At 71.3% G+C, this 14147-nt stretch carries 13 protein-coding genes; 4 read left to right on the forward strand and 9 right to left on the reverse strand.

What is annotated here, in order from left to right; translation table 11 throughout:
• Positions 1-456: 456 nt before the first annotated feature.
• Entirely contained in the window at positions 457-849 is a 393-nt protein-coding gene (locus tag C8E87_RS41210) for a hypothetical protein (protein ID WP_133878760.1), read from the reverse strand.
• A 977-nt stretch (positions 850-1826) separates the two neighbouring features.
• On the opposite strand from C8E87_RS41210, the gene C8E87_RS41215 reads away from it, so the two are divergent.
• Entirely contained in the window at positions 1827-4082 is a 2256-nt protein-coding gene (locus C8E87_RS41215) for a glycoside hydrolase family 9 protein (RefSeq protein ID WP_307870793.1), read from the forward strand.
• A gap of 419 nt (positions 4083-4501) precedes the next feature.
• Here C8E87_RS41215 and C8E87_RS41220 read toward each other — a convergent pair whose 3' ends face one another.
• From C8E87_RS41220 to C8E87_RS41255, 8 genes are all read right to left on the reverse strand, one after another.
• Positions 4502-5557, reverse strand: coding sequence for a hypothetical protein (locus C8E87_RS41220; RefSeq protein ID WP_133878761.1), 1056 nt, complete (start codon positions 5555-5557; stop codon positions 4502-4504).
• The gene (locus C8E87_RS41225) at positions 5554-5877 is read right to left on the reverse strand and encodes a PadR family transcriptional regulator (RefSeq protein WP_133878762.1); all 324 of its coding nucleotides are present in this window, start codon (positions 5875-5877) and stop codon (positions 5554-5556) included. The genes C8E87_RS41220 and C8E87_RS41225 overlap by 4 nt, the downstream gene beginning before the upstream one ends.
• A 41-nt stretch (positions 5878-5918) precedes the next feature.
• Positions 5919-7340: a sensor histidine kinase gene (locus tag C8E87_RS41230; RefSeq protein ID WP_133878763.1), complete on the reverse strand. Its 1422-nt coding sequence runs from the start codon at positions 7338-7340 to the stop codon at positions 5919-5921.
• Positions 7337-8047 (reverse strand): response regulator transcription factor, encoded by a 711-nt coding sequence (locus C8E87_RS41235; protein ID WP_133878764.1) that lies wholly within the window; start codon positions 8045-8047, stop codon positions 7337-7339. Before C8E87_RS41235 ends, C8E87_RS41230 begins: the two co-directional genes overlap by 4 nt.
• A complete protein-coding gene (locus C8E87_RS41240) occupies positions 8031-9272 on the reverse strand; it encodes a hypothetical protein (protein WP_203720889.1) in 1242 nt (413 codons plus the stop codon). Before C8E87_RS41240 ends, C8E87_RS41235 begins: the two co-directional genes overlap by 17 nt.
• On the reverse strand, positions 9272-10039 hold the full coding sequence (locus C8E87_RS41245) for an ABC-2 transporter permease family protein (RefSeq protein WP_133878765.1): 768 nt from the start codon (positions 10037-10039) through the stop codon (positions 9272-9274). Before C8E87_RS41245 ends, C8E87_RS41240 begins: the two co-directional genes overlap by 1 nt.
• Positions 10036-10950 (reverse strand): ABC transporter ATP-binding protein, encoded by a 915-nt coding sequence (locus tag C8E87_RS41250; RefSeq protein WP_133878766.1) that lies wholly within the window; start codon positions 10948-10950, stop codon positions 10036-10038. The genes C8E87_RS41245 and C8E87_RS41250 overlap by 4 nt, the downstream gene beginning before the upstream one ends.
• Positions 10951-11047: 97 nt before the next feature.
• Complete coding sequence (locus C8E87_RS41255) at positions 11048-11257, reverse strand: hypothetical protein (RefSeq protein ID WP_133878767.1); 210 nt, start codon at positions 11255-11257, stop codon at positions 11048-11050.
• A gap of 122 nt (positions 11258-11379) precedes the next feature.
• On the opposite strand from C8E87_RS41255, the gene C8E87_RS41260 reads away from it, so the two are divergent.
• From C8E87_RS41260 to C8E87_RS41270, 3 genes are read left to right on the forward strand one after another with little or no spacing between them, the layout of a single operon-like run.
• Positions 11380-12045, forward strand: a complete 666-nt coding sequence (locus tag C8E87_RS41260) for a response regulator transcription factor (protein WP_133878768.1) — start codon at positions 11380-11382, stop codon at positions 12043-12045.
• Positions 12038-13291 (forward strand): sensor histidine kinase, encoded by a 1254-nt coding sequence (locus C8E87_RS41265; protein WP_203720888.1) that lies wholly within the window; start codon positions 12038-12040, stop codon positions 13289-13291. Before C8E87_RS41260 ends, C8E87_RS41265 begins: the two co-directional genes overlap by 8 nt.
• Before the next feature lie 32 nt (positions 13292-13323).
• Positions 13324-14121, forward strand: coding sequence for a class I SAM-dependent methyltransferase (locus C8E87_RS41270; RefSeq protein WP_133878769.1), 798 nt, complete (start codon positions 13324-13326; stop codon positions 14119-14121).
• The last annotated feature ends 26 nt before the right edge of the window (positions 14122-14147 follow it).

Genomic DNA, 14147 nt, shown 5'->3' on the forward strand with positions numbered 1-14147 from the left:
GCGTCGCTGTCGAGGCTTGCGCAGCCGAAACTGGCGCCGTCACGGCCAGAAGCCCAGCAAGAATCAGTGTCGTCCGAACGAAGCGCACAGGCATCGGGGAGTCCTCACGCCGTCAACATATTGACCAGCATCGTGACATGGGAGCGCTCCCATTACAACGTTGCTTCGCGTATGTGAACACGGGCACGATCCCGGCACGGGCACGATCCCGGCACGGGCACGATCCCGGCACGGGCACGATCTCGGCACGGGCACGATCTCGGTGGGGGCGCGGCCCGACGGGAACTCGGTCCTGACGGCGGCGGCGCTGCGAGTACGCAGCCCCGGTAGAACGCGGCGCTGGTGGTGGCGCGGCCCTGACAAGGAAGCGGTCCCAGCGAGGAACCCATCCCGGCCGCCCGGCGCAGAGGCTCAGCTCGTGGTCACGAGATGTGCCCCTCGCGCGGGCGACGTTCGTCAGCCCAGGACTGCTCGGATGACCGCAGTGCGTCCGTCCAGTTCGAGCAGCTGGACGAAGTATCCGCCCGGGTCGGGCTTGGCTGGGGGCTTGTCGCATCCGAGTCGTCCCCCGCCGTCGGCGTGGATCTCCAAAGCGCATCCGGGCTCCGCCATGAAGCCGCCACCGCCGCCCAGGCCGTTGGGCTTGGTCAGCCGCGCCTTGACACCGCCGTTCTCCAGGAAGGCCGATACCGTCCACCCGCGAAGTGAGAATTCGACCGAACCGGAGAAGGACACTTTGCAGTCGCCGTCGGCACACTCCGGGTACTTGGCGCCGCTCCCGCTCGGCGCCTTCGTCTTCTGTGGCGTTTTGGGCTTTCGTGTCGTCTCCGCCTGCCGCGTCTTCTCCACAGTGGGGGACGAAGATGCGGACGGTTCGGCGCCACGGGCACTTGAGGGAGAAGCAGCGCGGGAGTCAGTCACGGTGGGAGCGGTTTCAGGGCTCGACCACGCGGCACCGGAGGACGATTCCGCCTCGGCGCCGCAGCCGGCCAGGGCCAAGACCAACAGTAGCGCCCCGGCCACGGTACGTTTTGTAGAGGAATGTGGGCAGTTCAGCACCGCGAGAGTCTAGCGGCTCGGCTCCGCCGGGTCCTGCCCGCGATGTCCACGCGCTGACGCCGAAGACGGCCAGTGGCGCGCTCGGCGCAGGCGACCGGGCTACGTCAGCGACAGACGCCCCGGACCAACCTGGAACGACATGCCAGTCGACGGAAAGCCGGCCCCCTTCCGACATGCCAATCGACGGAAGGCCGAGCCCTCACGACCCGGCCGAGCCCTCACGACCCGGCCGAGCCGGTCGCAGCCGCGGGGGTCGGCCAGGATGCGGCCTCGGACATGCTCACGATGGACCGGGAACAGCGCGATCAGCCGGGGCGACCCTGGCGCAGGACCGCCCGTCGCCGCCGCGAGCAGTCGGCTCGGGGGTGAAGGTTGGACGCTGGTTGCTCCTGCCGGAAAGCGGGCGTTCACATCATTGAATTGGGAGCGCTCCCATGTAACGATGACAGTCAATCCCCGAGGAGATGCCCATGAAAGCCCGCGCCCTCCTGGCTGGCCTCGCTGTCGTCGCCGTCTGGCTTGCCGCGCCGGGTGGAGCAGCCGCCGCACCCCGCGAAGCAGCGCCACGCGAAGCCGCACCCCGCGAAGCCGCGCTAGGCGAGGCCGCGCTAGGCGAGGCCGCGCCACGCGAAGCCGCACCCCGCGGGGCCGCGCCACGAGAAGCGGCGCCACGCGAAGCCGCACCCCGCGAAGCCTCAGCGCCCGCTGGAGCAGGCGCAACTCGCCAAGGCACCGCGCCCGGCGGACCAGCGATCGCCGCAGCCGCCGTGGGCAACGGAGCAGCGAACGCGGCCGCCGCCTACAACTACGGTGAGGCCCTGCAGAAGTCGATCCTCTTCTACGAGGCTCAGGTCGCCGGCAAGAAGCCGAGCTGGAACCGGGTTTCGTGGCGCGGCGACTCGGCGATGAAGGACGGCCAGGACGTCGGACTCGACCTCACCGGTGGCTGGTTCGACGCCGGCGACCACGTCAAATTCGGGCTTCCCATGGCGTTCACGACCACGATGCTCGCGTGGGGCGCCATCGAGAACAGGGCCGCCTACACCAGTTCCGGCCAGCTGACCCACCTGCTCAACAACCTGCGCGTCCCGAACGACTACTTCATCAAGGCGCACCCCTCGGCCAACGTGCTGTACGGGCAGGTCGGCAAGGGCGACGACGACCACAAATGGTGGGGCCCGGCCGAAGTGATGCCGATGGCGCGGCCCGCGTACAAAATCGACGCGAGCTGCGGCGGCACCGAGCTGGCGGCGGAGACCGCGGCGGCGATGGCGGCCAGCTCGATGGTGTTCAGGGCCACCAACCCCACGTACGCGGAAACGCTGTTGACCCACGCGAAGCAGCTCTACACGTTCGCCGACACGGTGCGGAAGAACTATCACGAGTGCATCACCGACGCGACGTCGTTCTACAAGTCGTGGAGCGGTTACGCCGACGAGCTCGTGTGGGGCGCGATCTGGCTGCACCGCGCGACCGGGGACGCCTCCTATCTGGCCAAGGCCGAGGCCGGCTATGACGCGCAGGGCAACGAGAACCAGACCAGCACGAAGATGTACAAGTGGACGATCTCGTGGGACAACAAGCAGTACGGCAACTACGTGCTGCTGGCCAATCTGACGGGCAAGCAGAAGTACGTCGACGACGCCAATCGGTGGCTCGACTGGTTCACGGTCGGTGTCAACGGTGACAAGGTGCGCACCTCCCCCGGCGGCATGGTGGTCGTCGACACGTGGGGCGCGCTGCGTTACGCCGCCAACACCGCGTTCGTCGCACTCGTCTACAGCGACGCGATCACCGACGCCACACGTAAAACGCGATACCACGATTTCGCCGTACGCCAGATCGACTATGCGCTGGGGGCCAACCCGCGCAATTCCAGCTACGTGATCGGGTTCGGCGCGAATTCCCCGAAGAACCCCCACCACCGTACGGCTCATGGGTCGTGGTGGGACAGCCAGCAGGTTCCCGAGCAGACCCGCCACGTCCTTTACGGCGCCCTGGTCGGCGGCCCGTCCGCGCCGGACGACAAATACACCGACAGCCGCGGCGACTACGTGATGAACGAGGTCGCCACCGATTACAACGCAGGGTTCACGTCCGCCCTCGCGCGGCTTCACGGCGAGTTCGGCGGGACGCCGCTGACCGGGTTCCCGCAGGCCGAGACGCCCGACATTCCCGAGCTGTCGGTCGAGACCACGATCATGCAGAACGAGACCCGCTCGACCGGGATCAAGGCGGTCGTCTACAACAAGTCGGCGTTCCCGGCCCGCGCCCTGACCGCCGGCAAGTTCCGCTACTACTTCACCCGTGACGGCGACGCCGCGCTGACCGTCAGCTCGCCGTACACGCAGGGCTGCCCCGGGCCGACGAGCGCGAAGCAGTTCTCGGGTGACATCTGGTACGTCGAGGTCGACTGCACCGGCCACACGATCGCGCCGGCCGGGCAGTCCGCGCACCGCATGGAGGTCCAGCTCAAGATCGGCGTCGTCGAGGGCGGCACGTGGAACCCGGCCAACGACCCGTCCTACCAGGCCGCCGCCGGCCCCAACCCCGGCGTTCCGCTGTACGACGGCGCCACGCTTGTCTGGGGCGCCGAGCCCGACGGCACCGGCCCCACCCCGACACCCACCGTGTCGCCAACGGTGTCGCCCACGCCCACCGTGTCACCGACCGTGTCGCCAACGGTGTCACCCACCCCGACCCCGCCGGCCGGTTGCCGGGTCGCGTACTCCACCAACGACTGGGGCAGCGGTTTCACCGGCTCGATCACCGTCACGAACGGCCCCACCCCGCTCAGCTCGTGGACCCTCGTCTTCCCGTACGCAGCAGGCCAGCGCATCACCCAGGCCTGGTCGGCGACGGTGACCCAGTCCGGCACCCAGGTCACCGCCACCAACACCTCCTGGAACGGCACCCTGGCCCCGGGCGCGACGGTCACGTTCGGTTTCAACGCCACCCACACGGGCAGCAACCCCCGCCCCGCGTCGTTCACCCTCAACGGGACGCCTTGCACAGCATCGTGAGAACCGGAGGCCGAGGCCGCGAATCCTCGGCCTGCCGGCTCGGCCACGGGACGCGGTTGAGGGAAGTCCGGCATTCAGCCTGAGCGCTCGGCGCCGGGCCACGGCCGTACGGCAGACGCGGCGTCTGACCGCGCAGCGAACCCCTGTCCCGGCAGCGCGGCGTCCGGGCCGGAGGCGTGGCGCCGGCACAAACCGCAACCGTTCGGCATGCCACGCCGATGTGCGGGAGCCATGGCGTTGACACAAACCCGCAGCCGTTCGGCGTGAGCCAAGCGAACAGGCGGCAGCCATGGCGTTCACACACACCGCAACCGTTCGGCATGAGCCACGCGAACAGGCGGCAGCCATGGCGTTGACACAAACCGCAGCCGTTCGGCGTGAGCCACGCGGACGGGCGGCAGCCGTAGTTGAATGCCGCCCTATGCCACGGCCTCCCGTTCGCGGCGGGGGCGGGCGAGGATCGCGCCCACGGCGATCAACGCGAACCCGAACAACGGCAACAGCTGCAGGTCACTCGGGGTCAGGACCCAGCCCTCCCCCATGTCGTACGCGCGCCACAGGTCGGCCGTGGGACCGAACGCGAAACCGCCGGCATGCAGCAGGCCGCCCGTGCCCAGCGGGTCGGTGACGGTCAGATAGTTCACCAGCGCGGCCACGAATCCCACGGCCGAGGGCAGCACCAGCACGAGTCCGGTGACGGCGAGCACCCCACTTCGGACGGGACGCCGGGCAGCCTGGATGCGATGGGCCACCGCCACCCCGGCCAGCCAGCCGGCGACCAGCCCGGCGAGCAACCCCGCGATCGTCAACGGCACGTACGTCGCGGGGCGGGTGGGCCAGCCGGCGACGCTGATCGTGCCGAGGGTGGGGTACGCGTAGACGTCGAGCCGCACGCCGTCCCGCTCGGCGGTGAAGTGGACGTTGGTCAGCACTCCCTCGCGGGGAGCGATCGGCCCCGGTCGCCAGCCCGCGGCTGCCATCGCCCGGTGGGTCTGCTCAACGGCAGCGAGCGCGGCGGCGAGGGCGGCAGGTCGCGCCTGGGTGCCCGATTCAGGCTGGACGCCGGACTCCGCCTGAACGCCGGCCCCCGCCGGGAACCGCCCCTCGGCCCACAGGTAACTGCCGTCGGCGTTCACGGGCGTCAACCGCTCGCCGACCGGCACCGCCGCGGGCAAGTCGGCGTATCCGAAAGTGCCCACCCAGGACCCGGCCGCAGCGCCCAGTGCGCCCCCGACGAGCAAGGCCAGCACGGCAGCGGCCAGGGCGAGCGGCCGGCGCACCGGCGGCCGGAACCGTTCGCGAAGGCCGTCGAGCACGAGCCGCACCTGCTCGGCACGGCTCGGACCGCCACCGGGCCCGGACATTTCGGCCAGCGTCGCGATCAGCTCGTCGCCGTGCTTACGCCGCAGCCGTGCCGGATAGGCGGCCAGCAGCCAGCTCTGGTGAAACTCTCGGACCGGTCGCGGCCGGCTCATGCGGCACCGCCGGCGGGCCGGAGGCCGAGTTGCCGTTCGGCCAGGGCGGCCCGGCTGCGCAGCAGCGAGGCCTGCTCGGCCAGCACGGCGGCGCCCTGGTCGCTGAGCCGGTAGTAGCGCCGCAGCCGGCCGTCGACCTGTTCCTCGCGGTCGACCGCGATCAGGCCCTGCTGGTCGAGGCGGTCGAGGGCGCCGTAGAGCGTGCCCGGCCGCAGTTTCACGTCGCCGCCGGACAACTCGGCGACGGACTGGACGATCCCGTAACCGTGCAGCGGCTGTGCCGCCAGCGCGGTCAGGATGAGAAAGGTCGGTTCCTGCACGGCCGACACAGTACGGCGGCGAAGATATAACGTCAACCGAGCTATGCCAGCGGCAGCACGAGCCGGAAGGTGGCCCCGGCGCCCGCGGCCGTCGCGAGTTCGATGTCGCCGCCGTGGGCTCGGGCCAGCGAGCGGGCGATGGCCAGACCCAGGCCCGCGTTCGCGCCGCCCGTACGGGTGCGGGACCGGTCCGTGCGATAGAACCGGTCGAACACCCGCCCGGCCTGCTCGGCCGTCATTCCCGGCCCGCTGTCGGCCACCTCGAGCACGGCCCGCCCGTCCACAGTGCCGACGCCGATGCGCACCGCCGTGCCGGGCGGGGTGTGCGCGGCCGCGTTGCCGACCAGATTCGCGACGACCTGCCGCAACCGGGCCTCGTCGGCGTCGACGGGGGCCGGCCCCGGCTGTCCCGTCCCGTCCGGGCCGGTCAGCGTGAGCGGCCGCGACGGGTCGAGCGCGTGCAGGTCGTGCCGGGCGTCGGTGGCGAGGGTGCGCAGGTCCATCGGGGCCCGGTCGAGCTGCCCCTCGGGCGCGTCGTCGAGCTGGGCCAGCAGCAGCAGGTCCTCGGTGAGCGCGGTCAGCCGGGTCGCCTCCCGCTCGATCCGGCGCATCGCCTCGTCCACGTCGGACGGCTCGGCCAGCGCGCCCATCCGGTGCAGGTCGGTCGAGCCTTTGATGACGAACAGCGGCGTGCGCAGCTCGTGGCTGACGTCCGAGACGAACGTCCGCATCCTGGCCTCGGACGCTGCCCGGTCGGCGAACGCGCGCTCGAGCTGGCCCAGCATGGTGTTGAGCGAGCCCGAGAGGCGCCCGACCTCGGTGCTCGGCGGCGCGAGCCGCGGCACCCGGCGGCTCAGGTCACCGGCCGCGATGGCCGCCGCCGTGTGCTCGATGCGCCGCAGCGGCCGCAGCCCCCGGCCCAGCGCGAACCAGCCCAGCGCGGTCAGCACCACAAGCAGTACCGCCCCGCCCGCCAGGCTGGTCCGGCGCAGCTGGGCGACAGTGGCGTCGGCCTCGGCCATCGGGGACGCGGCGATCACGGTTCCGCCTCCGCCGGTGTTCCGGGCGGCGACGGCCCGCCAGCGCTCCGAGCCGTCGGCGGCGGGCAGGAAGACGCCCGAACCGTCGGTGGGAACGGCCCGCAGTTCCTCCGCCGACGGCAGACCGGCCGGGTTGACCCGCGTCGACAGCGCGCCCTGCGACACCGTGCCGTTGTCGTCCACGTACACCAGGTACGGCGCGCCGATCAGGTCGAGCGCGGGGTCCATCAGGGTCGGGTCCGGGGTGGGGCGCGGTCCGCTCACGGGCAGGCCGGCGATCAGTTCGGTGAGCGAGCGCAGCTGCGTGTCGAGCCGGTCGGCCTGGTAGTGCGCGAGCCGTCCGGAGACGACCGTGCCGATCAGCCCCAGCCCGGCGAGCAGGAGCGCGGCGGTGATCAGCAGGAGGCGTACGCGCAAGCTCATGTCCTGGGCTCCCGCAGCACATAACCCACGCCGTGCACTGTCTGGATCAGCCGTGGCTCCTCGGTGTCGACCTTGCGGCGCAGGTACGAGATGTACGTGTCGACGATGCTGGCGTCGCCACCGAAGTCGTAGTGCCACACCCGGTCGAGGATCTGCGCCTTGGTCACGACCCGGCCCGCGTTCTCCATCAGGTAGCGCAGCAGCCGGAACTCGGTCGGCGACACCTTCAGCGGACGGCCGTCACGGGTCACCAGATGCCCCTCGGCGTCCAGGGCCAGCGCGCCGACGGCCAGCACCGAGGCCGGCGATCCCCCCGTACGGCGCAGGATCGCGCGGATCCGGGCGATCAGCTCCTCCAGGTCGAACGGCTTGGTCACGTAGTCGTCGGCGCCCAGCGACAACCCGGTCACCTTGTCGGCCTGCCGGTCGCGCGCGGTCAGGAACAGCACCGGGACCGGGCCGCCGCGTCCCGCCGTACGTTGTTCGCGCAGTCGCCGCACGACCTCGAAGCCGTCCATGTCGGGCAGCATGACGTCGAGCAGCACCAGGTCGGGCGGCTCCTCGGTGGCCGCGGTGATCGCCTCGGCCGCCGTGCCCGCCGAGACCACCCGGAAACCGGCGAACCGCAGAGTCGCCGACAACAGTTCCCGTACGGTGGCCTCGTCGTCCACGACCAGCAGGCGTTCGGCGTCAGCGCGGGGCGTCATGACCTCTCCATGGCCGCCAGCCTACGAAAGCGTCGGTCAGCAGACTGGCGGCCGCGCCCGCCACCACCCCGATCAGCAGGGCCGTCCACGGTTCGGTGCTCAGCCGGGCGTCGAGCACGGGCACCGCAAAGATCAGAGCCCGCACGCCGACCTGCGCCGACGCCTGGGTGACAAGCGCGAGGGCCGCCAGGGCCAGCCCGGTCGCCGCTGCCATCCCGGCGGCCCGCAGCACAGGGCCGGCGGGATGGGCGCGGCGGGCTGCCGCTGCGACCAGGACACAGCATCCGAGCAGCGCGACAATCGGCAGCACGACCATCGAGGCGCTGTCCGGCACGAGGAACGAGCCGTCACCGTTGATCGCGCAGGAGAGCACACCGTCGGCGTGAACCGTGGGCGACAGAGCCAGCCCCAGGGGCAACGCCAGCACCAGGCCGCCCGCTGCCGGGGGTCCGCCGGACACCGCAGCGGCCGCCAGGCAGACGACCACCAGCCCGAGGGCCGGCCGTCGCAGCACGCGCAGCCCCGCCGCGACCGGCGCGAACCGTAGCGCCAGCCAGCACAGCGCGACAACGACGAGCGCGAGCCCGGCCGCACCGGCCACCGCGGGACCGACGGCCACGGCGAACCCGGCGTCGAACGACCCGCTCGTGCCGGGTGCAACGGGCATACCGAACGAGATGGGAGTGCGCGTCACCCCTCCCCAGCCCGGCATCCCAGAAATGTCGGGCTGAGTGTGTTGGCTGAGCGCGCCGAAAAATCCCGTCCGGCTGGACGAGCAGCCGGACGTCACCCCCGACGTAGGCATCAAGGCAGACGGCAGCGTCAGCGCACTGCGCGCCATCCGAGCCGCCACCCCGATGCCCGCGGTGAAGACCACCACAGCCGTACCGCCGCGGACGAGCAGCCCGGCACGCCCGCGACGCGCCAGGAGCACGCCCAGCACGGTCATTCCGGCCAGCGTCACTCCGAGCGGCAGCACGTCGACCTGGCCGCTCACGGTCACCGGCAGCCCACCCGACGGCGTGGCGCCGACCAGCACCGGAGCGCCCGCGGCCATCGCGACCAGGGCCGCCGCGAGCTGATCGGGCCGGCCCACCCGCCCGGCGTCCAGCAACAGCAGCCCGAGCACGGCCGTGCCACCCATCGCGAGCAGCGCCGCGGCGGCAGCGCCCCCACCCGCGTACAGGTGGCGCATGAGGCCCGGACGGCGGGACACCGTCGTCATCAGACGACGTCGCGCTTGCGGAAGACCACGAACGCGGCCACCAGCACGCCCAGCACCGCGAGGCACATTCCGCCCAGGTTGAGCCAGGGGTGCGGGAAGTCGGGGTCCGGGACCGTGGCCAGGGCCGCCGACCCACCCAGCGTCGGCCAGTAGTCGAAGATCCCGTGCATCCAGGCCGGGAACACCCCGCCCACGCCGGGCACCAGGAACACGATGCCGACCAGGGTGGTCAGCGCCCCCGCGGTGGCCCGCAGCAGCACACCCAGCGAGATCCCGAGCAATCCGATCGCCGCCAGATAGAGCCCGCCCGCGAACACGGCCGGCAGCACGCCGGGATCGCCGAGGGAGGCGCTCGGCAGGTCCTGCCGGGCCATCAGCGGCTGCCCGGTCAGGAAGGCCGTGAACATCAGCACCTCACCCGCCACCAGGGCGACGGCCACCGCGAGCGTCACCTTGGCCGCCAGCACCCGCGTACGGCGTGGTGTCGCGGTCAGCGTGGTGCTCATCAGCCCGGTCGCGAACTCCGAGGTCACGACGAGGACGCCGAGCACCCCGATGATCAGCTGGGCCACGATGTACGAGGTGAGGCTGCGCTCGGTCGGGTCCCAGGCCTGCCGTTCGGCGTCGGTGGCCTGCGCCCAGAGCGCCCCGGCCGCGTTCGAGGCCAGCACGGTCAGGCCCAGCCCGACGACGAACAGGCAGGCCAGCGTGAGCCAGGTCGACCGCAGGCTGCGCAGTTTGATCCACTCGGCGTGCAGGGTCCTCATGCCGCCACCCCCGAGAACTCGACGCTGTCGCGGGTCAGCTCCATGAACGCGTCCTCCAGCGAGGCCCGCTGCGGGGTCAGCTCGGCGAGCGCGATCCCGTGATAGGCGGCCAGCTTGCCGATGTCGTGCGCCGTCAGGCCGGCCACGATCAGCGACGACTCGAGTCCCTCGCGCACCGTCGCGCCGGCCGCGGCCAGTTTGAGCGTCAGCACGTCCGGGTCGTCGGCGCGGACGAGAACCGTGCCGACGCCGCTCGTACGGGTCAGTTCGCTCATGGTGGTGTCGGCGATGAGCCGCCCCCGCCCGATCACGATCAGGTGGTCGGCGGTCTGCGCCATCTCGCTCATCAGGTGGCTGGAGACCAGCACGGCCCGGCCCTCGGCGGCGAGCGAACGCATCAGGTCGCGCACCCAGCGGATGCCTTCCGGGTCGAGCCCGTTCACCGGCTCGTCGAAGATCAGGATCTGGGGGTCACCGAGCAGGGCGGCCGCGATGCCGAGGCGCTGCCGCATGCCGAGGGAGAAGCTGCCGGCCCGCTTGGCGGCGACGCTTTCCATCCCCGTACGGGCAAGGACCTCCCGGACCCTCGTACGGGCAATGCCGTTGCTCACGGCGAGGGCGAGCAGGTGGTGGTAGGCGGTCCGGCCGCCGTGGACCGCGCCCGCGTCGAGCAGCGCGCCCACCTCGACCAGCGGCACGGGCAGGTCCTGGTAGCGCTGCCCGGCGACCGTGACCGAGCCCCGGTCCGGCGCGACCAACCCGATGATCATGCGCATGGTGGTGGACTTGCCGGCGCCGTTCGGCCCCAGGAAACCGGTCACCTGCCCCGGTTCTACGGTGAACGACAGGTCGTCGACCACCGTGTCGGGCCCGTAGCGTTTGGTCAGTCCTCGTACGTCGATTCGGTTCATGGCCGCGATGCTCGTCGCCGAGGCTGGCCGGTTCCGCAGAGCTTCTGGGAGAGTTCTGTGAGCCTGCGTGGCCAGGGCGGGGAGCGGGCCGGATCCCTCAGAAAACGGTCAGGCGGGGATCCGGCGCCGTGACGCTGATCCGGCCGGACCGCAGGAAGTTGTCGACCTCGTAATCGGTCAGTTTCTCGCCGTTGGCCGCGCGCCAGGGGAACATGCCGACGGGCTTCTTGACGTACCAGCGGTCAAGGGTCTCGTCATGGGCGGTGGTGCCGTCGGGCAGGTCGGCGGATCTCACGGTGGTGGTCACAATTGCCGACCATAACCTCCCCCGGCGGCGCCTTCGGCCGCTCGGCCGGACGTCACCCCGGCGTGTTCAGCGCCCGTTCAGGGTAGGTGGGTGACGATGGGGTTTTCTTCGGAGGTGTGCGGGTGCGGGTCCTTGTCGTCGACGACGAGCAGAGGCTGGCCCGGTCGTTGCGGATCGGGCTCGAGGCCGAGGGGTTCGCCGTCGACGTGGCCCACAACGGGGTCGACGGCTTGTGGCTGGCGCGCGAGAACACGTACGACGCCGTCGTGCTCGACCTCATGCTGCCCGGCCTCAACGGCTACCAGGTGTGCGCGACGCTGCGTGAAGAAGGCGACTGGACGCCGATCCTCATGCTCACGGCCAAGGACGGCGAGTGGGATCAGGTCGAGGGCCTCGACACCGGGGCCGACGACTACCTGACCAAGCCGTGCTCGTTCCCTGTGCTGGTGGCCCGGCTGCGGGCCGTCAGCCGCCGCGGCGCGCGGGAACGCCCGACCGAGCTGACGGTCGGCAACCTGCGGCTCGACCCGGCGGCGCGGCGGGTGTGGCGGGACGGCGCCGAGGTGGAGCTGACCGCGCGCGAGTTCTCCATGCTGTTCTTCCTGGCCCGGCACCCCGGCGACGTCGTCAGCAAACGGCAGATCCTGGACGGGGTGTGGGACTCCGACTTCGAGGGCGACCCCAACATCGTCGAGGTCTACATCGGCCACCTGCGTGGCAAGATCGGGCGGACGGCGATCGAGACGCTGCGCGGCGCGGGCTACCGGCTGGCGGCCGGCGGTGGCTGACGTCCGGCTGCGCACCACCGCGGCGGCCATGCTCGTGGTGGCTGTGGCGCTGGTCGCCGCCGCGGTCGCCCTCGTCGTGCTGATGCGCGGGTCGGTGCGCGACGGCTTGGAGACCACCGCCGAGCAGCGGGCGTCCGCGCTCCTGCAGCAGCGTTCCGACGTGTCGGACGACGACGACTTCGTCTGGCAGGTGAGGGCCCCCGACGGCACCGTCACCCGGTCCGGCGTCGCCCTGCCCGACCGTGAAGGCCAGGTGAACCTGCCCGGCGGCGAACACCCGTACGTGGTGGCGACCGCTGACGACGGCGGCTATCGGGTCGCGGTGGCGGTGTCGCTGGAGGACGTCGACGACTCGACCGAGGCGCTGCTCACCCCGCTGCTCGTCGGCGTACCCCTGCTCGTCCTGCTCGTCGGCGGCACGACCTGGGTGGTGGCGTCCCGCGCGCTCGCCCCCGTCGAACGCATCCGCCGCGAGGTCGAGGAGATCACCGGCGACCGGCTCGACCGTCGCGTGCCCGAACCCGGATCCCGCGACGAGATCGGCCGGCTGGCCCGCACCATGAACCGCATGCTCGGCCGCCTGCAGGACTCCCGGGACCGGCAGCGCGAGTTCGTGGCCGACGCCTCCCACGAACTACGCTCCCCCGTGGCCGGAATCCGCCAGGCCGCCGAGGTCGCCCGGACCCACCCCGGCGCTCTGCCCGACGGCGAGCTGGCCGACACCGTCCTCGAGGAAACGGCCCGCCTGCAACGCCTCGTCGACCAGTTGCTGCTGCTCACGCGAGCCGACGACGGCGGAGCCCGGCGCGCCCACCACGACGTCGACCTCGACGACCTCGCCCTCTCCGAGGCGAAACGCCTTTCCCGTACGGGGTTGAAGGTCGACACCGCAGGCGTGGGGGCGGGCCGTATCCGGGGTGACTCGGCCGCGCTCGCCCAGCTCCTGCGCAACCTGACCGACAACGCCGCCCGGCACGCCACCACCACCGTGGCCGTGGGCGTGCGCACCACTTCCGAGGCCGTCGAGCTGACCGTCGATGACGACGGCCCCGGCATCCCCGCCGACCAGCGGGAACGCGTCTTCGACCGGTTCGTCCGCCTCGACGAGGCCCGAGCCCGCGACGACGGCGGCAGCGGCCTGGGCCTGGCCATCGTCCGCGCCATCGTCACCGCCCACAGCGGGGTGGTCACCGCCTCCCCCTCCGACCGCGGCGGCGCCCGTTTCACCGTTCGCTTTCCCCGCTGAGGCTCGCGCGACTGAAGGGACAACCAGCAACCATGACCGACACCAACCGGGAAACACTGCGCACCACCTTCGGCCAGGACGCCGAACTCTACGACCGATGCCGTCCGACCTATCCGCCCCAGCTGTTCACCGACCTCGCCGCACTGGCAGATCTCGGTCCGCAGGCTCGGGTACTCGAGATCGGATGCGGCACCGGACAAGCGACCCTGCCCCTGGCACGACTGGGATGCCATGTCGTCGCGATGGACCTCAGCCCCGGCATGGCCGCCATCGCCCGGCGCAACCTCGCACAGTTCCCGAATGTCACCGTCGTCGCGGCGGCCTTCGAAGACTGGCAGCCCACGGACGGACCCTTCGACGCGGTTCTCTCCGCGACCGCGTTCCACTGGCTCGACCCCGACACGCGCATGATCAAAGCCGCTGACCTGCTGCGGCCCGGCGGAGCTCTCGGCATCGTCTCGACCCACCACATCGCCGGCGGCACAAACGCCTTCTTCGCCGACGCACAACGATGCTACGAAGTTTTCGACCCCGCAACACCGCCCGGCATGCGCCTGACAACCGATGACGAAACCCCCGACGAGGCGGCGGAGTTCGATCGATCGGCACGATTCGGGCCAGTCCGATTCCGGCGCTACGAGTGGCGCCAGACCTACACGGCTTCCGAGTATCTGAACCTGCTCATGACCTACTCCGGCAATCGGGCCATGGCGCCGCAGGCACGCAACGGCCTGTTCGCGTGCATCGCTCACCTGATCGACGAGGTTCACGGCGGAGCAATCACCAAGCAGTACCGGACCCGGCTCGCCATCGCGCACAAGAAGCCGTGAATCGTTCAGGCTGGATTCAGGGACCT

The organism is Paractinoplanes brasiliensis (genome assembly GCF_004362215.1).
GTDB classification, from domain to species: Bacteria; Actinomycetota; Actinomycetes; order Mycobacteriales; family Micromonosporaceae; genus Actinoplanes; species Actinoplanes brasiliensis.

Coding starts and splice junctions, on each gene's coding strand:
- C8E87_RS41220 (WP_133878761.1), bottom strand. CDS start 5,557: ATGAGCCGGCCGCGACCGGTCCGAGAGTTTCACCAGAGCTGGCTGCTG.
- C8E87_RS41230 (WP_133878763.1), bottom strand. CDS start 7,340: ATGAGCTTGCGCGTACGCCTCCTGCTGATCACCGCCGCGCTCCTGCTC.
- C8E87_RS41235 (WP_133878764.1), bottom strand. CDS start 8,047: ATGACGCCCCGCGCTGACGCCGAACGCCTGCTGGTCGTGGACGACGAG.
- C8E87_RS41240 (WP_203720889.1), bottom strand. CDS start 9,272: ATGACGACGGTGTCCCGCCGTCCGGGCCTCATGCGCCACCTGTACGCG.
- C8E87_RS41245 (WP_133878765.1), bottom strand. CDS start 10,039: ATGAGGACCCTGCACGCCGAGTGGATCAAACTGCGCAGCCTGCGGTCG.
- C8E87_RS41250 (WP_133878766.1), bottom strand. CDS start 10,950: ATGAACCGAATCGACGTACGAGGACTGACCAAACGCTACGGGCCCGAC.
- C8E87_RS41270 (WP_133878769.1), top strand. CDS start 13,324: ATGACCGACACCAACCGGGAAACACTGCGCACCACCTTCGGCCAGGAC.